The organism is Pseudarthrobacter sp. J47 (genome assembly GCF_049810315.1).
Taxonomy (GTDB): Bacteria; Actinomycetota; Actinomycetes; order Actinomycetales; family Micrococcaceae; genus Arthrobacter.
This window is the reverse complement of record NZ_CP187358.1, coordinates 2,884,759-2,901,012: the sequence shown is the minus strand read 5'-3', so window position 1 is coordinate 2,901,012 and position 16,254 is coordinate 2,884,759. Positions and strand designations below refer to the sequence as shown.

19 protein-coding genes and 1 tRNA gene are annotated in these 16,254 nt (G+C 65.1%); 12 read left to right on the top strand and 8 right to left on the bottom strand.

The annotated features are described in order from the left end of the window. Window positions 1-20 precede the first annotated feature (20 nt). The 3 genes from ACPJW8_RS13295 to ACPJW8_RS13285 all read right to left on the bottom strand — a co-directional run bounded on the left by ACPJW8_RS13295 (window position 21) and on the right by ACPJW8_RS13285 (window position 2,083). A complete protein-coding gene (locus tag ACPJW8_RS13295) occupies window positions 21-587 on the bottom strand; it encodes an RcpC/CpaB family pilus assembly protein (protein ID WP_330187532.1) in 567 nt (188 codons plus the stop codon). 476 nt (window positions 588-1,063) lie between these two features. Next, window positions 1,064-1,336, bottom strand: a complete 273-nt coding sequence (locus tag ACPJW8_RS13290; protein WP_330187533.1) for an FmdB family zinc ribbon protein — start codon at window positions 1,334-1,336, stop codon at window positions 1,064-1,066. 96 nt (window positions 1,337-1,432) lie between these two features. Further along, a complete protein-coding gene (locus tag ACPJW8_RS13285) occupies window positions 1,433-2,083 on the bottom strand; it encodes a 5-formyltetrahydrofolate cyclo-ligase (protein WP_330187534.1) in 651 nt (216 codons plus the stop codon). Between the two features lie 75 nt (window positions 2,084-2,158). Between ACPJW8_RS13285 and galU the strand changes: the two genes are divergently transcribed. From galU to ACPJW8_RS13255, 6 genes are all read left to right on the top strand, one after another. Then, on the top strand, window positions 2,159-3,064 hold the full coding sequence (gene galU / locus ACPJW8_RS13280; protein ID WP_330187535.1) for a UTP--glucose-1-phosphate uridylyltransferase GalU: 906 nt from the start codon (window positions 2,159-2,161) through the stop codon (window positions 3,062-3,064). Window positions 3,065-3,070: 6 nt separating this feature from the next. Next, window positions 3,071-3,688: a GNAT family protein gene (locus tag ACPJW8_RS13275; RefSeq protein ID WP_330187536.1), complete on the top strand. Its 618-nt coding sequence runs from the start codon at window positions 3,071-3,073 to the stop codon at window positions 3,686-3,688. Between the two features lie 300 nt (window positions 3,689-3,988). After that, window positions 3,989-4,714 (top strand): hypothetical protein, encoded by a 726-nt coding sequence (locus tag ACPJW8_RS13270; protein ID WP_330187537.1) that lies wholly within the window; start codon window positions 3,989-3,991, stop codon window positions 4,712-4,714. 143 nt (window positions 4,715-4,857) lie between these two features. Then, window positions 4,858-4,930, top strand: a tRNA-Ala gene (locus ACPJW8_RS13265). A 125-nt stretch (window positions 4,931-5,055) separates the two neighbouring features. Then, window positions 5,056-5,739, top strand: a complete 684-nt coding sequence (locus tag ACPJW8_RS13260) for a 3-oxoacid CoA-transferase subunit A (RefSeq protein ID WP_330187538.1) — start codon at window positions 5,056-5,058, stop codon at window positions 5,737-5,739. A gap of 1 nt (window position 5,740) precedes the next feature. Next, window positions 5,741-6,415, top strand: a complete 675-nt coding sequence (locus ACPJW8_RS13255; RefSeq protein ID WP_330187539.1) for a 3-oxoacid CoA-transferase subunit B — start codon at window positions 5,741-5,743, stop codon at window positions 6,413-6,415. Between the two features lie 64 nt (window positions 6,416-6,479). On the opposite strand, the gene corA is transcribed toward ACPJW8_RS13255, so the two are convergent. From corA to ACPJW8_RS13240, 3 genes are read right to left on the bottom strand one after another with little or no spacing between them, the layout of a single operon-like run. Continuing rightward, a complete protein-coding gene (corA, locus tag ACPJW8_RS13250; protein ID WP_330187540.1) occupies window positions 6,480-7,475 on the bottom strand; it encodes a magnesium/cobalt transporter CorA in 996 nt (331 codons plus the stop codon). Between the two features lie 25 nt (window positions 7,476-7,500). Continuing rightward, window positions 7,501-7,926 (bottom strand): DUF1761 domain-containing protein, encoded by a 426-nt coding sequence (locus ACPJW8_RS13245; RefSeq protein ID WP_330187541.1) that lies wholly within the window; start codon window positions 7,924-7,926, stop codon window positions 7,501-7,503. A gap of 9 nt (window positions 7,927-7,935) precedes the next feature. Beyond that, a complete protein-coding gene (locus tag ACPJW8_RS13240) occupies window positions 7,936-8,409 on the bottom strand; it encodes an Lrp/AsnC family transcriptional regulator (protein WP_330187542.1) in 474 nt (157 codons plus the stop codon). 166 nt (window positions 8,410-8,575) lie between these two features. On the opposite strand from ACPJW8_RS13240, the gene ACPJW8_RS13235 reads away from it, so the two are divergent. Further along, window positions 8,576-9,820 (top strand): MFS transporter, encoded by a 1,245-nt coding sequence (locus tag ACPJW8_RS13235; protein WP_330187543.1) that lies wholly within the window; start codon window positions 8,576-8,578, stop codon window positions 9,818-9,820. A 9-nt stretch (window positions 9,821-9,829) separates the two neighbouring features. Here the strand turns inward: ACPJW8_RS13235 and ACPJW8_RS13230 are convergent, their stop codons facing one another. Further along, the gene (locus ACPJW8_RS13230) at window positions 9,830-10,351 is read right to left on the bottom strand and encodes an Lrp/AsnC family transcriptional regulator (protein ID WP_330192132.1); all 522 of its coding nucleotides are present in this window, start codon (window positions 10,349-10,351) and stop codon (window positions 9,830-9,832) included. Window positions 10,352-10,535: 184 nt separating this feature from the next. Here ACPJW8_RS13230 and ACPJW8_RS13225 point away from each other — a divergent pair, with 184 nt between their 5' ends. Continuing rightward, a complete protein-coding gene (locus ACPJW8_RS13225; protein WP_330187545.1) occupies window positions 10,536-11,474 on the top strand; it encodes an N-acetylglucosamine kinase in 939 nt (312 codons plus the stop codon). Window positions 11,475-11,531: 57 nt separating this feature from the next. On the opposite strand, the gene ACPJW8_RS13220 is transcribed toward ACPJW8_RS13225, so the two are convergent. Continuing rightward, window positions 11,532-12,590 (bottom strand): pirin family protein, encoded by a 1,059-nt coding sequence (locus ACPJW8_RS13220; RefSeq protein ID WP_330187546.1) that lies wholly within the window; start codon window positions 12,588-12,590, stop codon window positions 11,532-11,534. A 95-nt stretch (window positions 12,591-12,685) separates the two neighbouring features. On the opposite strand from ACPJW8_RS13220, the gene ACPJW8_RS13215 reads away from it, so the two are divergent. From ACPJW8_RS13215 to ACPJW8_RS13200, 4 genes are read left to right on the top strand one after another with little or no spacing between them, the layout of a single operon-like run. After that, entirely contained in the window at window positions 12,686-13,798 is a 1,113-nt protein-coding gene (locus tag ACPJW8_RS13215) for an ABC transporter ATP-binding protein (RefSeq protein WP_330187547.1), read from the top strand. Beyond that, on the top strand, window positions 13,798-14,517 hold the full coding sequence (locus ACPJW8_RS13210) for an ABC transporter permease (RefSeq protein ID WP_330187548.1): 720 nt from the start codon (window positions 13,798-13,800) through the stop codon (window positions 14,515-14,517). Before ACPJW8_RS13215 ends, ACPJW8_RS13210 begins: the two co-directional genes overlap by 1 nt. After that, window positions 14,514-15,269, top strand: coding sequence for an ABC transporter permease (locus tag ACPJW8_RS13205; protein ID WP_330187549.1), 756 nt, complete (start codon window positions 14,514-14,516; stop codon window positions 15,267-15,269). Before ACPJW8_RS13210 ends, ACPJW8_RS13205 begins: the two co-directional genes overlap by 4 nt. Next, window positions 15,266-16,216 (top strand): ABC transporter substrate-binding protein, encoded by a 951-nt coding sequence (locus ACPJW8_RS13200; RefSeq protein WP_330187550.1) that lies wholly within the window; start codon window positions 15,266-15,268, stop codon window positions 16,214-16,216. The genes ACPJW8_RS13205 and ACPJW8_RS13200 overlap by 4 nt, the downstream gene beginning before the upstream one ends. Window positions 16,217-16,254: the final 38 nt, after the last annotated feature.

The window sequence follows — 16,254 nt, the reverse complement described above, 5'->3', positions numbered from 1 at the left end:
TGCATAGCCTCAGTCTGGGGCTAAGCACCGCCACCGGCTCCCACCATCACGAAGAACAGCTTGCCTTGGCTTGATGCCCCGGCCAGGCGTTCAGCCTGGGACGGGCTGGCAGCTACCACCACCAGGCCTTCTGTCTCGCCGGAGCCCAGCCATTCGCTGCTTTGGCCGCCTTTGCCGGAGGTCCAGAGCACAGCCACAGCCTGTGCCAGGACTTCGGACGGGGCGCCGGTGCCATAGCTGCCGTCAGACGACTTGACGATGTTCACCAGTTGTCCGGGGGACAGGAGCTGGATGGAAGCAGGGTCCGCCATGCGAAGCGGAACAGCAGTGGAGCCAGCTTCGGCGCCGGCCAGGAGCCCCTGGCCCAGCAGTTGGGTGGTGGTGAGTATCTGGCTTCGCAGGACGGGGGATGCCAGCTGTTTTCCGGCCAGGTCAGAGGATTCCGTGAAAGTACCCTCCACCACGAGTTCCGGTGGAACGCTCAGCCTGACCAGGTCCGTTGCAGCAAGGCTGGCTCCGGCGGGAAGGTCCCGTGCGGCCGCGAGCACCGTGACAGTATCAGTGGGAGCCGGTGTGAGCTGATGCACGGTAAGCCCTGCCGCGCAGCAGAAAAGCAGTGCGATGGCCAGACGGCGCTTGCCGCGGAACCAGCTGCCGATACTGCCGATACCTGACCCGGGCCGCCCGCGGACGTCATACGCCGTGCGATGGGGTTTCCCGGGCCGCGTTCGCCCAAACCCCTGCCGTCCTGAAAGCTGCCGTCTTGAAATCTGGCGCCCGGGCACCTGGGTCTCCAGCTTCCGGCGCCGCGGGACCCCGGCTGCAGTGCCTTCCGAGCGTCGGAGCCGGGAGGCGGGGGCTGCCTGCCCGGATGGAAGGTTCGTGGAAGACGCCTCCCGACGGCGGGAGGGCGGAGCGGACGGAGGAGCGGCGGGAGTGAACGCGGTGGCTGGCATACAGGCACCGTAAGGCGGCGCGCGGCACCTGCAGAAGGGGTCCGGCGTCGTATGTGGACAACCCCGGCTATGTGCATAAGGCGGGAAGTCCGCCTGGAACAGAAGGGCTAGCTGGCAGCAGCCGCAGCCGGAGCAGGCGCGGAAGAGGGGGCGGCCGCAGGAGTGGAGGACGCCGGTGCTGCCGAGACGGTGCTGCCCTTGGAATCGCGGGAATCAGTCCTGTAGAAACCGGAGCCCTTGAAGACAACGCCGACGCTGTTGAACTTCTTGCGCAGGGAACCCTGGCACTGCGGGCATTCGGTCAGGGTGCTGTCAGTGAACGACTGAAAGATGTCGAAGTCGTAACCGCAATCTTTGCAGGCATAGGCATACGTGGGCACTGATGATCCTCCTCCTGGGGCAAACACAAGGTCCTGCCTGCCGGGGCCGGATCTCTCCGAAGCCTTAGCAGTCTCAGGGCCTGAGTGCCAATTCTATCATTGGGCCGGGCTGTCCGGACCATGGAACGTAACCAGCCCGCCGGGAGTCAGCGCCGCCTGCACCCTCATATCAAAGGGCTCCCCAGGGATGGCACCTTCCGGCAGGACCTCGTCGTCGTACACAACGGCAATGGTGGGCGGGATATTTCCATGGCGCTGGATGGCCGCGAGGAAGGTGTCGTAATAGCCGCCGCCCTGGCCAATCCTGTTTCCGGAACGGTCGACGGCGGTGGCCGGAAGGATGATTCCGGCGAGTCCCGTGCCTTCCGGGCTTCCGGACGCGCCGGCCAGATCCAGCCGTTCACCTTCGGGTTCCATTACAGGTGCAAAACGGCTGCGGGCGAATGTTGCCTCCGGAGTCCAACGGACCCAGAGCAGCGTGCGGCCGGGCCCGCAGATGGGAAGCAGCACGGTATATCCCTGCGAATGCAGCGCCTCCATCAGGGACGTGGTGGGCGGTTCGTCTCCCACCCCCAGGTAGAGGGCGAATGACGTGCTGCCGGGCCGGGCCACGGACTGCGCCCAGGACAGCCCGTGCCGGCCAATACCCTGGCCCAGGGGCAGCAGTTCGGACTGGGGCCGCCCCGCCCGTGCAGCCCTGTGGCGGGCCCTGATGTTTGCCTTGACTGCTGCGGCGTCGGAGAGCATCGCTGCGGCCTTTCCGTATGGGGTTGGGTGTGGCAGGTTTTACCGGATGCCTGCCGTCTCCGTTAGATTAGTCCAGTGACTACCACCAACGCTCCAGTTCGCAAGGCCGTTATCCCTGCAGCGGGACTCGGCACCAGGTTCCTGCCAGCCACCAAGGCCATGCCCAAGGAAATGCTTCCGGTGGTGGACAAGCCTGCCATCCAGTACGTCGTTGAAGAAGCCGTCAGCGTGGGGCTCCATGACGTCCTGATGATCACGGGCCGGAACAAGCGCGCCCTTGAAGACCACTTCGACCGCGTCCCGGCACTGGAAGCCACCCTTGAGGCCAAGGGGGACACCGCCAAGCTGGCCTCCATCCAGGCAGCCAGCAACCTCGGCGACATCCACTACGTCCGCCAGGGCGATCCCAAGGGACTGGGCCACGCAGTGCTGCGTGCCCAGCAGCACGTGGGTGACGAACCTTTCGCCGTGCTCCTTGGCGATGACCTCATTGATGCCCGCGACGAACTGCTCAGCACCATGATCGAGGTCCAGGCCAAGACAGGCGGCTCGGTTGTTGCCCTGATCGAGGTTGAGCCATCCCAGATCAGCGCCTACGGCTGCGCGGATATCCAGGAGATTGACGGGGAGGGCTACGTCCGCATCAACAAGCTGGTGGAAAAGCCTGATGTGGAGGATGCCCCTTCCAACCTTGCCGTGATCGGACGCTATGTGCTGCACCACTCCGTGTTCTCGGTGCTTGAAAACACCGCGCCGGGCCGTGGCGACGAAATCCAGCTGACGGATGCGCTCCAGGAGCTCGCTTCCGGTGAAGGGGAAGGCTACGGCGTGTACGGCGTTGTATTCCGCGGCCGCCGCTACGACACCGGAGACAAATTGAGCTACCTGAAGGCCTGCGTCCAGCTCGCCATCGACAGCGAGGACCTGGGCCCCGGCCTGCGCGAGTGGCTGCCTGGCTTTACCGCCGGCCTGTCCAACTAGACTTCGGTGCCGGGCAGCGCCATCTGGCCGGTCACCCTGGAACACGGTGACCTGGTCCTTCGTCCCATCCGCTACCGGGACAAGAAGGAATGGATGTATGTCCGCTCACTGAACGCTGACTGGCTCACGCCATGGGAAGCATCGAACCCGGCACCGGGTGGCTGGCTTCCTGACTACCGGCACATGGTGCGCTCGCTGAAGATGCAGGCTGCACAGGGGACTGCCCTCCCGTTCCTTATTACTGAGCGGACGCCCGGGTACAGCTCACCACGGATCGTCGGCCAGCTCACCGTGTCCTCCATCATGTGGGGTTCGGCCATGATGGCAACGCTCGGCTATTGGGTGGACCAGCGCCGCGCCGGGCGCGGCATCGTCCCCACCGCGGTTGCCATGGCCACGGACCATTGCTTCAGCTCCCTGGGCCTGCACCGCATGGAAATCAACATCAGGCCGGAAAACGGTCCCAGCCTCCGCGTGGTGGAAAAGCTGGGCTTCCGGGACGAGGGGTTGCGGGAGCGGTACCTGCATATCAATGGGGAGTGGGCTGACCACCGTTCCTTCGCGCTGACCTCGGAAGAAGTTCCCGACGGCGTCCTGAAAAGGTGGCTGGATTCGCGCAGCTGAGTGCCGCCGTCGTACTTCTTTGTCCCGTTCCCGGACTCGAACGCGACACACCGAGGCTAATGCGGCAGGCGGCCGTTGATTACTCATACGGTTTTGAGTGTGGACTTCCCCCTAAGCAGCTCAGTGATCCTTGTCATCACTGTTGCCCTGTGGATTTTTTGGGTAGCCCCATATTTTCTGCGCAGCCGCCTGCGGCAACAGGGGGCGGCCGGCATCGTACCGGCGGAAACATTTTCTGCCCCTTCACCCGACCCGCAAGCCGGGACGGTCATGACCATGGCCGCCCAGCAGGAGACAGTCATGGACAACAGGAAGAGCGCCGCACCCGAATTTGGCGTGCAGGCAACCCCGGCACCGGCAGCATTCCGTATCCGCTACGGGCGATGCGCGATTGCCCTGGTAGGACTCCTCGCCTTGTTGACTGCTGCCGTGACGCTGATCCTATTGGCGTTCGGTGTGGTTCCCGGGACGGTTCCCCTGGTCGCGGGGCTTGTTACTTTCGCGTCCGTCGCCCTCCTGCGTACTCTTGCCGTCCGCAGCCGCAGGGCCAAGGTCCAGCGGGCCTTCGCGGATGCCATGTCATCAGGCCGGAGCGCGGCCGTTCCGCCACGTCCTGCAGCTTCACCGTCTGCGCCGTCGGAGATGCCGCAGGAACCGTCGCCTGCGCTGTTCGACGCCGAGTCCGGCCAGGAGGCCGCCAAGCGCTTCACACCTGATGAGCTGCGGGCTGCGGCGCTTGCCGTGGCAGTGGCCGCCGGCGATCCTTCCGCAGAGGCCAAGCCTGCCGCCGCTGAACCCTCCAACACGCCGTGGGAGCCTGTGGAGGTTCCCAAGCCCGTGTATGTTGATGCTGCCAAGGCCGAGCGTCCCGCCCCGGAGCCGCTGGAACTTCCTGAAGCTCCCAAGGCTGCTGCCAAAACCACGCTGAAGCAGTCTGCTGCCGTCGAACCGCTTACCGCTCCCGCCCTGAAATCCCACAGCGCGCTCAGCAACCTCGACGACGTCCTCCAGCGCCGCCGCGCCTGACACGCACCACATTGCCGACGGCGGCCCTGGAGTTATTGCGAGGGCGCTGGTTGCGTGCCGGTTGGCAATGCGCGGAGAAAATTTATAGCCTTAGGGGGCCGGCCCGCTCCGGGAAGCTGAAACGCTCCGCCAGGCGGTTGTCCGGGGCTATAGCTCAGTTGGTAGAGCGCTTCGTTCGCATCGAAGAGGTCAGGAGTTCGAATCTCCTTAGCTCCACAAGGAAAGGCCCTCCAATCCCGCGGAAACGCCGGTTGGAGGGCCTTTTTGTACCACTGGGGACCTTGTCATGAACAGCGTAGGAGTGGACATCAGCACCGGCGGCACAGGAAAGGCGTAGGGGAATGCTGAGCTTTGTAGAGACGGTCCAGGAGGCCGTGGCCGGGGTCCGGGATGGCTCCACGGTAATGATCGGCGGGTTCGGCAATGCCGGGCAGCCGTTTGAACTGATTGACGCGCTGTTGGACTCTGGCGCGAAGGACCTGACAGTGGTCAACAACAACGCCGGCCAGGGCGATCAGGGCCTGGCGCTGCTGATCAAGGAAGGACGGGTACGGAAGATGATTTGTTCCTTCCCGCGGCAGTCCGATTCCTGGCATTTCGACGCCCGGTACAAGGCGGGGGAGATCGAGCTGGAACTGGTGCCGCAGGGCAACCTCGCCGAGCGGATCCGCGCCGCGGGAGCTGGGATCGGCGGATTCTTCACTCCCACCGGGTACGGGACCATGCTGGCTGAGGGCAAGGAAACCAGGATCATCGACGGGCGCGGCCACGTCTTTGAAACACCCATCCACGCGGATGTCGCCCTGATCAAGGCGCTTAAGGCTGACGGCAAAGGCAACCTCGTCTACCGGAAGACGGCCCGGAACTTCGGACCCATCATGGCCGCAGCCGCGAAGCACACCATCGTCCAGGTCTCCGAAGTAGTCCCCACCGGAAGCCTGGATCCGGAGAACATCGTCACTCCCGGTATCTACGTCAACACCATCGTCCACGTCACCGGCGTCGGCACAGAAGAGGCAGCCTGAGATGAGCACCGCACCATCCATCCAGACCTCGGAGACGGCCATGGGCCGTGAGGACCTCGCCCGCCTCGTGGCCACGGACATCGCGCCGGGATCCTTCGTGAACCTGGGCATCGGCCAGCCCACGCTGGTGTCCAACTACCTCACGCAGGAGCAGAACATTACGCTCCATACCGAGAACGGAATGTTGGGCATGGGACCCGAAGCCACGGGGGACCAGATCGACGGCGACCTCATCAACGCCGGCAAGATTCCCGTCACGGAGCTGCCCGGGGCCTCCTACTTCCACCACGCGGATTCCTTCGCGATCATGCGCGGCGGACACCTGGACATCTGCGTTCTCGGTGCCTTCCAGGTCTCCGCTGCCGGTGACCTCGCGAACTGGCACACCGGCGCACCCGGAGCCATCCCCGCCGTCGGCGGCGCCATGGACCTGGCCACCGGCGCGAAAGACGTCTTCGTTATGATGACCCTGCTCACCAAGGACGGCGCCTCCAAAATCGTCCAGTCCTGTACCTACCCGCTCACCGGCGTCGGATGCGTCACCCGCGTGTACACGGACAAGGCCGTTTTCCTCATCACCACCGAGGGCGTTACCGTCCGGGAAACCTTCGGATGCACGCTGGCCGAACTGCAGGAACTCATGCCCGTCCAACTTCGGGTCGCGGGAACCGACTAAAAAGGATCATGGGTTCCGGACTTCGCCGCCCGAAGCTAAACACGTTCGTGCTCAGGCAGGGATGCTACAGCCAGCCCTTTTTCTTGAAGACCGCGTACATTGCCCCGGCCGTGGCAACCATCATTCCGAGTGACATGGGGTAGCCGAAGGCCCAGTGCAGTTCGGGCATGTGGTCAAAGTTCATGCCGTAGATGCCGGCTACGAACGAGGGCGCAAAGAGGATGGCCGCCCAGGACGAGATCTTCTTGACCTGCTCGTTTTGCTGTGCGCTGGCTTCGTTCTGCCGGTTTGCCGTCAGCGTGCCGTCAAGCGTCAGGGCGTTCTGCAGCAGTTCGCGGAAGGAATCGGCCCGGGAGATCACCCGCTCCACGTGGTCTTCGACGTCGCGGAGCTTGTGCTGGAGCTCGGTGCCCACCTGGTACTTCTCAAAGCCCCTGCCCAGCTGGAGCATCATGTCCGGCAACGGATGGATGGCCCGCTGGAACTGGATGACTTCACGCGCCAGTTCGTAGATGCGCCGTGAAACGGTGGAGTCGCCGCTGAAAAGCTGGTCCTCGATCTCGTCAATATCGTTTTGCAGGCCGGAGGTGACGGGCTGGTAGTCGTCCACCACCTGGTCCAGCAGGGCGTAGAGGACGGCCTCGGGACCATGGCGCAGCAGTTCCGGACGGGCTTCCAGCCGCTGCCGGACCTTCCCCACGCCGCTCATCTCGGCGTGCCGGACCGTCACCACGAAGTTGGGGCCCGTGAAGATGTGCAGCTCGCCAAACTCAACAGTCTCCGAGTCATCGACGTACCGGGCGGGCCGGAGGACTGTGAAGAGGCTTTGGCCGTAACGCTCCAGCTTGGGCCGCTGATGGGCTGAGACGGCGTCTTCCACAGCGAGCTCGTGCAGGCCGAACTCCCTGGCGACGGCGGCCATCTCCTGGACCGTGGGCCGGTAGAGGCCTATCCAGGCCATGCCGCCGTGCTCGGCGAGGGTTTCGAACGTCTGCTCCATGTCCCGCGGTTCGGCTACCCGGCGGCCGTCCACGTATACGGCGTTGTCGATGATGGTCACAGCGCGCAACCCCCGCGGGCAGTCATCAGGACATGGCCCCGATGATCACGCCGGCAGCAGCCATGGCCAGGATGTCGTGCCCTGAATCGATGAGTGTGACGGTCACGGGACGTCCGGCGAAGCCGTTATGGATGACATGTCCTCCTGCCCGGAAAACGACGGCAAGGACCAGGGCAAAAAGACCACCTTCGACGGCGGTGTCCAGGCCCAGTGCCGCCAGGAGCACCGCGAGCAGAATGGCGGTGAGGGCCGCTGCGGCGATCATGGGAAGCCAGATTCCGGCGCCACCGCCGATGTTCTTGAGATCCTCTTCGGTCTTCCCGATCGCCTGCATCCAACGGTTGCCCAGCACGGCAGGCATGTACCAGACGAAGCCAATCACCATGCTGGCAACAAATGCCAGCAGTACGGCGAGCCAATTGATCTGGGCGATATATGAGAGCCAATCCATAGTGGAATCCTAGCCGGGCTGGACCAGCCTGCTGATCAGGGGCTCCGTCCGGTAGGGGATGTGGGTATGCAGTGCCAGGACCGTCTCGGTGCGGATGACGCCTTTGATGCGCAGGACCGAACGCAGGGCCGACTGCAGGTTGTGGGTGTCGGTGGCCACCACGCGGCACCAGACATCGCCCCGGCCGGAGATTTCATGCACTTCCAGCACTTGCGGGATCAGGCGCAAGGCCCCCACAACGCCATCCAGTTCCCGGTGGGTCACCTCAATCGTGACGAAAGCGACGACGTCGTACCCCACCGCTGCGAGGTCGATCTCGCGTCCGCCCTCGTGAAGGATTCCTGAGCGCAGGAGGCGCCGGAACCTGGCCTGGGCGGTGTTCCGGGCAATGCCCAGGGCAGTGGCAAGATCGCCGATCTGGATGCGGGGGTCACGGATCAGCTCCAGCAGGATGCGCAGGTCGGTGGGGTCCAAATTGTTCAAATTGTCACTCCGGCTCACTTCAGGGAATCATCATTGATTATTTTGCTCAATTTACCGCAAGAAGAGGGTCCGGATCGCAGTGGATCCATCATTCTTTAGGTAATACCAGTACACCGGCTGCAACGACCCACAAGGACGCCAAAGCCTGTCCCGCAGAGGCAACCACATGACTGTCTTGAGTGAATTCCGGATGCAGGCACCCGCCGTCGGACGTTATGGATGGGACGCATCCAACTCCACCCGGCTTGCCTTGGCGGGTTCCGTGATTTTTATGCTGCTCGTCGGCGCCAACCTGGCAACCCCGCTGTACCCATTGCTTCAGCAGCAGTTGGGGTTGTCCGCCTTCGGCACCTCCGCGGCGTTCACCAGCTACGTGGTGGCCCTGGTGGCGGCACTTGTTGCGGCAGGCCACTGGTCCGACCACATTGGCAGGCGTGCGGCGCTGCTCCTTGCGGTGCTCGTGGGGCTGGCCGGTGGCGCTGTCTTCGCGACGGCCGGCAATCTGGCCATGCTGTGCGTGGGCCGCGCCCTGCAGGGCATCGCCGTAGCACTGGCCACCGGCGCCAGTTCAGCGGCGCTGCGCGAACTGCTCCCGTCCCGTCCTGAATGGGCGTCCCGCTTTACGCTGCTGGCCTCCGCCGGGGGCGTGGCCGCAGGTCCGTTGCTTGGCGGCCTGCTTTCCCTCCTGCCCGGCGCCACCTCTGCCCCGTACGTGGTGCACTCACTGGTTCTGCTTGGACTCCTGGTTCCGCTGTACGTCCTCAAGGCCCACCCGGCCATCAACGCCGGTGAAGCCAGTGGCCGTGACGCCAGGCAGCGGATGCGTGCCCTGGCACCACGGCTGCCGGCAGTTTCCCGGGAGGCGCGGGGCGCATTCTGGTTCGCGTCCGCCGTCGGCTTCCTCAGCTTCGGCGTGTTTGGTTTCTGCCTGTCATTGGCGCCTGGTTATTTCGCGCAGTCCTTCGGGTTCGATTCCCGGGTGGCGATTGGCGCCCTGGCCGGGCTGACCTTGGGGGCGTCGGCACTGAGCCAGTTCCTCAACATCAGGGGACGCGCGGCCGTGGTGGGCGGCCTCATGCTGCTTGCCGCCTCCGTAGCGCTGCTCCCGGTGGCGGCTGCCCACGCGAACATTGCCCTGCTGGTGGCTGCGAGCATCACGGCCGGGCTGGGGCAGGGCGTGGCCTTCCGTACCGCATTCAACGCCGTGGCCGGCAAGGTGGAGGCCGCCAACCACGCCCGCATCATCAGCAGCGTCTACGTCATTACCTACCTCGGAAGCGCGATCCCGGTCCTGGGCCTCGGATGGGCCGCCGGCCTCTTCGGCCTGGCCCTCTCCATCAGCGTCTTTGCCGGCCTCTGTGCAGCGGTCGCAATGGTTCTGGCCGCCATTGCCTGCCGGAACAGGCAGTAGCTCGGGAGCCTACTCCGCGCTACCGTGCTCCGGCAGCGGTCCGTGGTTTCCCTGGATGTGCTCGAACACCAGCGTGGTTTCCGTGTGGCCCACCACCGGATCAGTGGCCAGGTTGTCCAGCACCCAGTCGCGCAGGTCCTCAGTTGTGGCGACGGCGATGTGCAGCAGGTAGTCAACGGAACCTGAGGTGTGGAACGTGGACAGCACCGCGGGCAGGTGCGGAACGCGGCTGGTGAAGCGGTCGATCTGGTCGCGGTCGTGTGCGCGCAGCCGCACGGCAACCAAGGCCTGCACCGACCGCCCGATAGCGGACAGCCTCAGCTTCGCCTCATATCCCTGGACAATTCCGCGCTCCGTGAGCGCGCGCGTCCGCATCAGCGCGGTGGAGGGTGCAATGCCTACCAGTTCCGCCAGCTGCTTGTTGGAAATCCGCGCATCGGACACCAGGGCAGCCAACAGCTTTTCATCGATGGCATCCAGCGGTTCGTGATTCACAAACCCCGGTTTGCCAGGCCTCACATTGCCGTTCATGGCTCCTCCTAGCGATCGTCTCTAGTCATCCTAGAGGGAAACCGGGGCGGGCCGGATGGACGACGGCGGAGATCTCCGCGGGCGGAGAAGGTGCGCCAACGCTACTCGAACTCTGCCGGCGGCCGCGAAAACGCCGCCGCCTGCAGGTGAAGGGTTCCGTGCCGCGCTTCAGTACTCTTGGACCGTGAACAACGCTCAAAACTCCGACGGCGGCAGGCACCTTCCCGGGACAGTGATCGGGCTCGACATTGGCGGCACCAAAACCCATGGCGTGCGCTTCGAAGACGGCACCGCCGTCGCCAATGAATCGGCAGGCAGCTCCAACGTCCAGAACGTGACCCGTGAGCAGGCGGCGGCAAACCTCGCGGAACTGTTCGGCAAGATCGGCGGTGGCGCGGTCAGCCGGGTGTTTGCCGGATCCGGAGGCATCGACACCGCCGAGGACGCTGCCGCGCTCGCCGCATTGATCAGCGCGAATGCGCCGCACGCCAAGGTGACCGTGGTGCACGACTCGCGGCTCCTGCTTGCCGCAGGGCGCGCGGCCACGGGGGTTGCCGTCATTGCCGGAACCGGGTCAGCCGCATGGGGAAGGAACAGCCACCGCGAGGAAGCCCGCGCCGGAGGCTGGGGCTACCTGCTGGGGGATGAAGGCAGCGGCTACTGGTTGGGCAGGGAAGCGGTGCGGCACAGCCTGCGCCGCATGAACCAGGGTCAGGCACCTGACCAGCTGACCGAAGCGCTCCTGGCATCCTGCAGTCTTGACGAACCAAACAAGCTCATTGCCCTGTTCCATTCGCCGGAGACGGGACGCCGTTTCTGGGCCCAGCAGGCCCGCCACGTGGTCGACGCTGCCCTGGCCGGCCACGAGGCCAGCCAGGGACTCCTCCAGCAGGCCGGCAAGGACCTTGCCGGATTGGCGTACGGCACGTTGTCCCAGCTGGGCATCAGGGGACCGGTGATTCTGGGCGGCGGTCTGGGCATGAACGTGGCGCCCCTCCAAGAGGCCTTCCGCGAGCACCTGGACCACTACGGCATCATCGACGTCCGGATCCTGGACCAGGAACCTGTTTTCGGGGTCCTGGAATTGCTCCGTGAAGAAGAGGAAGGCGGCGGCCGGTCGTAGCAGCCCACCCGCCCCTGAGGCACGTACCTCAGGGGCACGTGCCTTAGCTTGCCCGCCTCAGGGCCGGGGGCCCGCTTCAGGCCGGGGCCCCCGGGTCCTCGGCGTCAACCGGACACCCGGCAGCGGAGGTGCCGGGATGCGCCCGGCTTCCCTTCCGGCGTCGGGCCCGTGTCCTTCCACATAGCCGTACCGGGCCGCGGCCGCCTCCTGGGGGCTGAACTCCGACTGGCCCTCCCAATCAAGGCGTGCCTGCTCCACCTCATCGTGGGTACGGCCCACAAAGTTCCACCACATCAGCAGTTCTTCTTCGAAGGGCTCACCGCCCAGCAGCAGGAAGCGGGTGCCCGGGCGGGCCTGCGCCTGCAGTTCAGTACGGCCCAGCCCCAGATAGGCGAGCGGACCGGGCTCAACGTCCTGCCCGTCGATCACCAGGCCGCCGTCCAGGACCAGCAGCGCGTGTTCAAAGTCCCCGGCCAGGGGCAGCGCGAAATCTCCGTCTGCAACCACGTCTGCACCGACGATCGGCGAGTACATCACGGCGGGCGAGGTGACACCGGCCAGGCTGCCCACCATCACGGTGGCGCGGAATCCCGGCCCGGACGCCTCGGGCAGGTTCTTGTGCTGTTCAAAGGCCGGCTCGCGGTGGCGGTCGGAGTCCGGCAGTGCCACCCACAGCTGAAGGCCACGCTGCATGGGAAGCCAGTCGCCGCCGTCGGGAGCATCTTCGGGTTCTTCCGGCAGCACAGCGAATTCCGAGTGCGACACCCCGTGCCCGGCGGTCATGATGTTCAGCTCGCCGGGACGGACCACAACATCGCTGCCAACACTGTCCCTGTGCCGGACCTTTCCCTCCAGCGGCCAGGTGACAGTCTGCAGCCCGATGTGCGGGTGCGGCAGCACTGACATGGCAGTCCGGTCGGGTCCGAAGCTGTCCAGGAAGCACCAGGCGCCCACCGTGGGAAGTCCCCGCTGAGGCAGGGTCCGGCGGACGTCCATGGCCCGGACTCCGCCCAGGGGAACCTGGCGCTCCGGCCACAATTCCACGCACGGACCTGCGACGTGGGTGCTGCCTGGCGGACATACTTGCTGCTGGGGGCTGGTTTCCAAATTGGTCACGCCTCAACTCTAGGCTGTCGAATCACCGCGTGGCAGGTCTTTGAATGGTTAGAGTGGAAGTCTGTTCGATGCCTCAACAGATAGGAACGCGCGGGATGGCCGAAGCCATGATTGAGTTCCACGACGTCACCAAGCAGTATCAGGGTGGCCAGCCTGCTGTCGATCGCCTCAGCATGTCAATCAGCCAGGGCACCATCACCGTCTTTGTGGGACCGTCCGGCTGCGGGAAGACCACCTCCCTGCGCATGATCAACAGAATGGTCGAACCCACTTCCGGGTCCATCACCGTGGACGGCAAGGATGTGCTCTCGGTGCCGCCGGCCCAGCTGCGCCGTTCCATGGGCTACGTCATGCAGTCCTCGGGGCTGATGCCGCACCGCACCGTTCTGGACAACATCGCCACCGTGCCCAGGCTGAACGGCGTACCCAGGCAGGCGGCGCGGAAACGTGCCGCGGAACTGCTCGACGTCGTTGGGCTGGCTTCCACGCTGGGCAGACGTTATCCCGCGCAGCTTTCCGGAGGCCAGCAGCAGCGCGTTGGTGTGGCGCGGGCGCTCGCCGCGGACCCGCCGGTGCTGCTGATGGACGAGCCGTTCAGTGCCGTTGACCCCGTGGTCCGGGATGAGCTCCAGCAGGAACTGCTGCGCCTCCAGCGGGACCTGGCCAAGACCATTGTTTTTGTCACGCATGACATCGACGAAGCCACCATCCTGGGGGACAAGGTGGCCGTCTTCGCGGTAGGCGGGGTCCTTGCCCAGTACGCCACCCCGGAGGAGATCCTGCGCTCGCCGGCTAATGATTTCGTGGCCTCGTTTGTTGGCCGTGACCGGGGTTTCCGGCATCTCGGGTTTTCACCCGCGGATGCCGTGGCCATCCACCCGGCGGACGTCGTCACCGTTGACGGAAGCCAGGCGTCCCCCGGACACCTTTTCCGCGGACTCCAGCCTTCCGGAACATGGCGCCTGGTCATTGATGCCCGACGCCGGCCCCTGGGCTGGGTGCCGCCCGGAGCGTCGGGAATGGTGGCCGGCGGCTCGCTGTTCAGCAAGGGCGATTCCCTCCGCCGGGCACTGGACGCGGCGCTTTCTTCCCCGTCCGGGCTGGGAGTTGCGGTGGATCCGGATGGTGCCCTGGCCGGCGTCGTCAAAGCTCCAGAGGTGCTGCAAGCCATCGAGTCTGAGCGGCAACGGCGGGAGGCGGCCCTCTGATGGGCTGGGCTGACTGGCTGGTGGAGAACCGGGCATTGGTGTTGGACCGGGCGGTGCAGCACCTGGTGCTGGCCGTGGTCCCCATGGTTGCCGGGTTGCTGATTTCGGTTCCGCTGGCGCAGTTGGCACGCAGTTCCAAGGCGCTCCGGTCCTTCATCCTGACCGTCAGCTCGTTGCTTTACACCATCCCTTCCCTGGCGCTGTTCATCATCCTGCCGTCCATTCTCGGAACCCGGATCCTGGACCCCCTGAACGTGGTGGTGGCGCTGACTATCTATGCCGTGGCGCTCCTGGTGCGGGCCGCCATCGACGCGCTTGATTCCGTGGATGATGACCTCCGGCAGGCAGCCACCGCCATGGGATACCCGCCGGTTCCCCGGTTCTTCGCCGTGGATCTGCCCCTGTCGCTGCCCGTGATGTTTGCCGGCCTGAGGGTGGTCTCGGTCAGCAATATTTCGCTGGTGAGTGTTGCCGCGCTGCTGGGAGTGGAGAACCTGGGCCGCCTCTTCACGGACGGCCTGCAACGGAATTTTCCTGCCGAGGTGGTGATCGGGATCGTGGCCATCCTCCTCCTGGCGTTGATGATGGACGCCCTGCTGGTGTTCCTTGACCGGCTGCTGACCCCGTGGACCCGGGTTGCCGCCGGCCGTAGTCAAGCCGGTACTCCATCGGCCGCCTACCTCGCCGAGGCCCCGGTCCACAGCGGGGCGGGCCAATGAACGTCTTTACTGACACCCTGGCCTGGCTGGCGGACCCGCTGCATTGGAGCGGCTCCGGCGGAATCCCCGCGCGGCTGGGGGAGCACCTTCAGTACAGCGCGCTGGTGCTGCTGATCGCTGCCGCCATTGCCATTCCGCTTGGCCTCTATATCGGACACACCGGGCGTGGCCGGGTTGCCGCCGTCGCGGTTGCCGGTGCGCTGCGGGCCTTGCCCACCCTGGGCCTCCTGGTGCTCTTCGCGCTGCTGGCCGGTACCGGACTGATGCCGCCCGTCTGGGCCTTGGTGATCCTCACGGTGCCGCCGCTCCTGGCAGGCACCTACGCGGGAATCTCCAGCGTAGACCCGGCAATAGTGGACGCCGCCCGGGCCATGGGCATGACCGAACGCCAGATCCTGGGATCCGTTGAGATCCCCAACGGGCTGCAAGTGATGTTCGGAGGCTTACGGACGGCCGTGCTTCAGGTGATCGGCACAGTGTCGGTTTTTGCCTACCTTCCCTTGGGCGGGCTGGGCCGGTATCTCTTCGACGGCCTGCTGATGCAGGACTTTCCCCGGATGCTGGCAGGGTCGCTGCTGATCGCCGCGCTGGCCATTGTTGTGGACCTGCTGCTCGCCCTTATCCAGCGGCTGGTCATGTCGCCCGGACTTTCCACTACTTCGCATACCAGTCGTTCGCAGAGCAACGCCGCGGATACCGACCCCAAGGCTGCCGCGCCAGCAGCAGCCTCTGTCCCAGGAGGAACTCAATGAAAAATCAGCACAGCAACTCCATCACGCGCCGGGGATTCGGCGGCCTGGCTGCCGGCCTCGGTGTAGCCCTCGCGCTGACCGCCTGTGGTGGAGACCCGCTGTCCACACCCACCACCACGTCTGCAGCCACACCAGGGGCTCCGCTGGTGGTCGGCTCGGCCGACTTCCCGGAGAGCCAGATCATCGCCGAGATCTATGCGGGTGCCCTCAACGAGGCCGGCATCACCGCCAGCACCAAGCCAAATATCGGGTCCCGGGAAATCTACCTCAAGGCCGTCCAGGACGGTTCCGTGGACCTGGTTCCCGACTACTCCGGAAACCTGCTTTCGTACGTGGACACAGAAGCGGCGGAGGTGTCCGCGGAAGACGTCTACAAGGCGCTGCCGGACAAACTGCCGGAGGGGTTGGCCGTGCTGGAACCGGCCAATGCCGAGTCCAAGGACGCCATGGTGGTCACCAAGGCCACTGCGGAAAAATACCAGGCCAAGAGCATCGAAGACCTGGCCGAGCACTGCCCTGAGCTGACCATGGCTGCGCCGGCCACGTTCGAAACACGCGCGTACGGCCTGCCGGGTCTCAAGAAGAACTACGGTTGCGAACTCAAGGAGCTCAAGCCATTTTCCGACGGCGGCGGGCCCCTCACGCTGCAGGCCCTGCTGACCGATGAGGTGCAGGTGGCCGATATCTACACCACCACCCCGTCGATCGAGGACAACGACCTTGTGGTTCTGGAGGACCCCAAGAACAACTTCAAAGCCCAGCAGGTGCTGCCGCTGTACAACACCTCAAAAATGACCGACGCCGCCAAGGAAGCCCTGAACGCCGTCTCCAGGATCCTCACCACCGAGGACCTTATAGACCTTAACCGGGCAGTCAGCGGAAGCCAGAAGCAGGAACCCAAGGAAGCCGCAGCAGCGTGGCTGAAGGAGAAAGGCATCGTCAAGTAGGGCGTGAGCCATCTCTCACGGAAGTACATCCCTGATAT